Raw genomic sequence first — 6,000 nt, forward strand, 5'->3', positions numbered from 1 at the left:
GAAAGTCTTTTTTTTTATTGTTTTTATAATTTACTAAAACAATTTTTTCAAGCAAAGAGTTTTATAAAATGATATAATTAAATAAAGATACTAAATTGTATTCAAGGACATACAGTTTGATATAAAATTTTAAATTTAATAAAGGTGTTATATGAATAAATTAAGAAAACTTTTAGATGAAAAAAAATATTTAATAATGGGAATTTTGAATTTTACTCCAGATTCTTTTTCTGATGGGGGTGATTTTTTTGATAAAGAAAGTGCAGTGTTAGCTGTTAGAAAGATGATAGAAGAAGGAGCAGATATTATTGATATTGGAGCAGAATCTACTCGTCCTGGTTCGGTTGTTGTCTCAGAAGAAGATGAACTTAATAGATTAAAAAGTATTTTTCCAATTTTAAGAAAAGAATTTCCAGAAATTTGCTTTAGTATTGATACATATAAACCTGTTGTCGCAGAATATATGATAAATGAAGGTGTTGATATTTTAAATGATGTTAATGGTGCAAAAGGTAGTAATATGGCAGAAGTTGCAGCAAAATACAACGTACCGATTATAGTTATGCACAACGGTGGAGTAGAAGAAAATCGTGAAATAGAGCAAGTGGTTTATGAACTTAGTGAAAGTGTTGATATTTGTCTTCGTGCAGGTGTGAAAAAAGATAATATTATTGTTGATCCTGGCATGGGATTCGGAAAAACGGCACTTGCGAATTTAGAAATAACTCGTAAACTTGAGCTTTTAAATTCTTTAGGTTGTGAAATTTTATATGCAGTTAGTAGAAAGAGGACAACGGATTATATATTAGGTGGAAATACTAGTCCGAAAGAAAGAGATATAGTCAGCGCTACATTGTCACTAGAGGCTGTTAAACGTGGAGCGAAAATGGTGCGTGTGCACAATGTAAGCATTATGCATGAAATGCTTAAAACTTATGAAATTTTAAGCGGATAATATAACGGAAAAATTTTTACTTATTCGAAATTATGCTAAAAATGAGTATTTATTATTTTTATAAATAGATAATTGAAAATTATAAATTTTTTCGAAGTGTTAATAACTGAATAATAAAAACTATGTAGAGAGAAAATAAAAAGGAGATAAGGGTATTATGATAGGAATAACAGGTGTAACAGGGAAATTAGGTGGAAGAGTTGCAAAGGTGCTTGCTGAAAAAGGAATTCATGCAGTCCATATAGCAAGAAGTCCGGAAAAAGCCAAAAAATATCCAACAGCAAAGTTGAGAAAAGCAAGTTACGAAAATAGCGAAGAAAGTCGCATGGCTTTAGAAGGGGTTAAGACACTTTTAATGGTTTCAGCAAAAGAAAATCCACATCGTACAGAAGAACATAAATCTTTTATAGATGCTGCGAAAATAACAGGAGTGGAGCATATTGTCTATATTTCATTTTATAATAATAAAGAAGATGCGACGTTTACCTTGTCACGTGATCATGCAAAAACAGAAAAATATATAGAAGAGCAAGGACTTAGCTATACATTTTTAAGAGATAATTTTTATCTAGATTTTTTTATTGATCTATGTTTGGAATATGGTGAGCTTCGTGGTCCAGCAGGAGTTGGAGTAGTGTCGGCAGTTGCACGTCGTGATGCCTCGGATATGGTTGTAGAGGTAATGTTAAATAGTGAAAACTACAAAAATCAAACTCTAAATTTAACAGGACCTAAAGACTTATCTATGAGGGAAATAGTAGAAATAGTAGGTAAAAGAGTAGGAAAAGATATTCCTTATATTGATGAAACAGAAGAAGAAGCATATAAATCAAGAAAAATATGGGAAGCTGAAAAATGGGAATATGATTCATGGGTAAGTACATATACAGCGATAAAAAATGGTGAGCAAAGTGGAGTATCACTAGATATTGAACGAGTTTTAGGAAGAAGTTCAACAAGTTTAGAAGAACTATTAGAGGACTATATAAAAGAATAATGAATAAAATATAAAACAGGGTGTACATACCTTTCTTAAAAATATAGGTACACCTTGTTTTAGTGAAAAAATTTAGCTAGCATGGTATAATTAAAGAGTTGATACAACTTTACTCTAGAGCATATTAAGAGTAATGTATGTACTATAAAGGAATGTTTAAAATTTATGAAATTTTAATGGGTGATATGATGAAAAATACGTTTATTTATAATGATCACTTAAATGCCAAAAAAGTTCTTAGTACTATAGAGACGGGATTATCAATTTGTGATGAGTTTATTTTTAGTGTGGCGTTTATTTCGGATAGTGGGCTAACGAGTCTACTGCAAACTTTAAAAAATTTAGAAGAAAAAAATATTTGTGGGAAGATATTAACAACTAATTATTTATATTTTAATACTCCAAAAGTTCTTGAGAAGATAAGTGAGTTTAAAAATATAGAACTTAGAATTTATGATTGTGAAAAAAGTAACTTAGGGTTTCATACGAAGGGGTACTTATTTAGACAAGGTAGTCGCTGGCAAGTGTTATTAGGGAGTTCTAACTTAACAATATCGGCGTTAACAACTAATAAAGAATGGAATGCTTTTGTAGAAGATAACCCTGACTTTACTTCTAATATTTTAGAGGAGTTTTCTAAAATATGGCAAGAGGCGGAAGAGTACAGTTTAATAAAAGAAAAATATTTATCCGAGTTTATTTTGAAAAGTAGTGATAAAGGAACTTCAGTTTCACAGGTCATTTCCAAGGAAATAACTCCTAATAAGATGCAGAAGAATTTTATAGAAAATTTTAAAAAACTACGAGAAAGTAATAATAAAGCATTGCTTATTTCGGCAACAGGAACTGGAAAAACTTTTGCTGCAGGTTTTGCAATGAAAAGTGTAGGTGCAAAGAAAATTTTATTTGTTGTTCATAGGGAACAAATTGCCAAAAAAACGCTCGAATCTTTTGAGATGATTTTTGGTACTACTAGAAGTTATGGTATTCTTAGTGGAAATAGTAAAGAAGTAGCTGCAGATTTTATTTTTGCAACAATTCAGACTATTTCTAAAGATGAGGTGTTAAATAGTTTTAAGGAAACTTATTTTGATGAGGTTATAATTGATGAAGTTCATAGAGCGGGAGCAAAAAGTTACTTAAAAGTCATGAATTATTTTAAGCCACAATTTTTTTTAGGAATGACAGCAAGTCCTGATAGAACAGATGGATTTAATATCTATAAACTTTTTGATAATAATATTGTTTACGAAGTGAGATTAAAAGAAGCTTTAGAGGAAAATCTTCTTTGTCCGTTTCATTATTTCGGAGTGAGTGATTTGGAAATTAATGGAGAAAGTTTTGATGAACTTAGTGACTTTAACAGATTAATCTCAAGTGAACGTGTTAAACATATTATTGATAAAGTAACTTATTATGGTTATTCAGGTTTTAGAGTTAAGGGACTTATTTTTTGTTCATCAAAGGCAGAAGCTAAAGTGTTAAGTGAAGAATTTAATATAAGAGGCTTTAAAACGACTTATTTAACTGGGGAAGATAGTTTAGAAAAACGTGAAGCGGAAATTTCAAAGTTAGTTACAGATAGTGGAGAAGAAATTTTAGACTATATTTTTACTGTTGATATTTTTAATGAGGGTGTAGATATTCCGGAGATTAATCAAGTGGTAATGCTTAGGCCAACACAAAGTTCAATAATTTTTATTCAACAATTAGGACGAGGACTCAGAAAATCGAACAATAAGGATTTTGTCGTAGTAATAGATTTTATAGCTAATTATAAGAATAATTTTTTAATTCCTGTTGCTCTTTCAGGTGATAATAGTTATGAGAAAGACAATATAAGAAGATTTCTTTCACAAGGGGTGCGTTATATTCCAGGAACATCAACAATTCATTTTGATAATATTTCTAAACAAAAAATTTATAATGCGATAGATAATGCAAAATTAAATACATGGTTGTTAATTACAGATGAATATAATAAATTAAAAAATAAACTGGGAAAAATTCCTAATTACTATGATTTTGAAAACTTAGATACGCTTGATATAAGAAAAATTTTTGAAGTGGCAGGGAGTTATTATAACTTTTTAATTAAAAAAGATAAAGATTATAAAAATCAAGAGATAACTAAAACAGCGGCGAATATGTTAAATTTTGTGTCAACTAACTTAATACTTAGCAAAAAAATTGAGGAACTTCAAATATTAAAACTAATTCTAAACAATTCTAAAAATATAGAATCAGATTTCAGAGAAACTATGCTTGAGGAATATAATAAATTCATTGCAGACCATGAATATGAGGTTAGTTGTAAAATTTTGACTAATAATTTTGTAACTAGCAGTGTAACAAAGAAAAAATTTAGTGATTGTATATTTTTAGAAGAGGTAGATGAACTAAAAATTTCAAAAAAATTTGAAGAAGAACTTGAATCAGATATTTTTAGAAAATTAATAACAGAATTGGTTAATTATGGAATCTATAGATATAATAAAAACTATAAGAATAGATTGTACAAAGATACTAATTTTGTTCTTTATGAAAAATACAGTTTTGAAGATATCTGCAAACTTTTTTCATGGGGGATAAATTATGTTCCGTTAGCAATAGGTGGTTATAAATATGATGAGTACACAAAAACCTTACCAGTGTTTATAAATTATGATATTGATGAAAATTCATTTAATAGAGATTATACACATGGATTTTTGCCGGATAATCATTTTACATCAATGTCAAAACCACGTCGAAATTTATCTTCGAAAGAATGTGAATATTTTTACAAAGATGATACTAAAATATACTTGTTTATGAGAAAAAATAAGGATGACAAAGATGGGGCAAGAATATTTTATTTCTTAGGGGAAATGAGGACGGTGGATGTACCAAAATTAGTTCATAGGGAGCGAAGTGGAGATACGGTAATTCAATTCTTCTATAAAATACTTACTCCTTTGAGAGAAGATATGTATGAATATTTTACAAGAGATAAGGTGTAAAGTATGAATTTGAAAAAGTTAACGGATTAGTAGATAAAGTGATTAAAAGTTAGTTGTATTCAAAATATGAATAAAATAGTATGTAAATGAAAAAAGGGTTATATAAGGAGAATAGTATTAATATGGATAAAAATAAAATGACAGAGTTAGAAAAATTAGATGCGGGACTTGAATATGATTTTTGGGATAAGGAGGTTAATGAAAGAAAAACAAGGGCAATAGAACGCTGTGAAAAACTAAATTCAATAAGTATATTAGATAAGAAAAATAGAGAAATAGCATTACAAGAATTATTTGGTTCGGTGGGTGAGAATTCATCAGTTTTACCAATGTTTAACTGTGACAATGGAAAAAATATTCATGTGGGAAAAAATTTTCTTGCTAATTATAATGTCACTATTTTAGATGTTGCACCTGTACATATCGGAGATTATGTGATGATTGCACCTAATGTACTTATTACTACGGTTAATCATCCTGAAAGTCCTAGTGGTAGAAGAAAACATCTTGGCGTGGCTAAACCAGTTAAGATTGGTGATGATGTTTGGATAGGAGCAAATGTAACTATTCTACCAGGAGTAAAGATAGGGAATAATGTAATAGTAGCAGCAGGTGCAGTAATAACAAAAAATATTCCCGATAATGTTATTGTTGGAGGTGTTCCGGCTAAAGTGATTAAAAAAATTGAAAATGATACAGAATGATAAAAGTTAGTTAAAGCTGATATGAAAATTTTTTAATTATTATAATAGAAAAGCTACATAATATAATAAGGAAGTTGTTTAGTAATAAAAATTTTATAATTTAATGAAAATGGCTATAAATTACTTGAATTATAAAATTAAAAGACCTTACTCCTAGTTCAGGAGTAAGGTCTTTTTCACTATTCATAATTTAAGAAGGAAGGGTGAGTTTGATGTTCTAATGAATAGAGTATTTATTATTTTCTGCTATTTTCCACAAATTTCTTTTGATCATAACCGAACCAAGCAGCTTCCATAATGTCAGCCATGTCATCGATAAGAGCAAGTCTAGGGTTAGCAGGA

4 protein-coding genes are annotated in these 6,000 nt (G+C 29.1%); all 4 read left to right on the plus strand.

Features of this window, described 5'->3' with window-relative positions; genetic code table 11:
* The first annotated feature begins 151 nt into the window (after window positions 1–151).
* The 4 genes from folP (at window position 152) to H612_RS0108830 (ending at window position 5,658) form a co-directional block, all read left to right on the plus strand.
* Window positions 152–955: a dihydropteroate synthase gene (gene folP, locus H612_RS0108815; RefSeq protein WP_027131096.1), complete on the plus strand. Its 804-nt coding sequence runs from the start codon at window positions 152–154 to the stop codon at window positions 953–955.
* A 157-nt stretch (window positions 956–1,112) separates the two neighbouring features.
* The gene (locus tag H612_RS0108820; RefSeq protein ID WP_027131097.1) at window positions 1,113–1,952 is read left to right on the plus strand and encodes an SDR family oxidoreductase; all 840 of its coding nucleotides are present in this window, start codon (window positions 1,113–1,115) and stop codon (window positions 1,950–1,952) included.
* Window positions 1,953–2,089: 137 nt separating this feature from the next.
* On the plus strand, window positions 2,090–4,954 hold the full coding sequence (locus tag H612_RS0108825) for a DEAD/DEAH box helicase (RefSeq protein WP_245570478.1): 2,865 nt from the start codon (window positions 2,090–2,092) through the stop codon (window positions 4,952–4,954).
* A 122-nt stretch (window positions 4,955–5,076) separates the two neighbouring features.
* On the plus strand, window positions 5,077–5,658 hold the full coding sequence (locus H612_RS0108830) for a sugar O-acetyltransferase (protein ID WP_245570479.1): 582 nt from the start codon (window positions 5,077–5,079) through the stop codon (window positions 5,656–5,658).
* Window positions 5,659–6,000 lie beyond the last annotated feature (342 nt).

This window comes from Gemella cuniculi DSM 15828, from assembly GCF_000425665.1.
Classification (GTDB): domain Bacteria; phylum Bacillota; class Bacilli; order Staphylococcales; family Gemellaceae; genus Gemella; species Gemella cuniculi.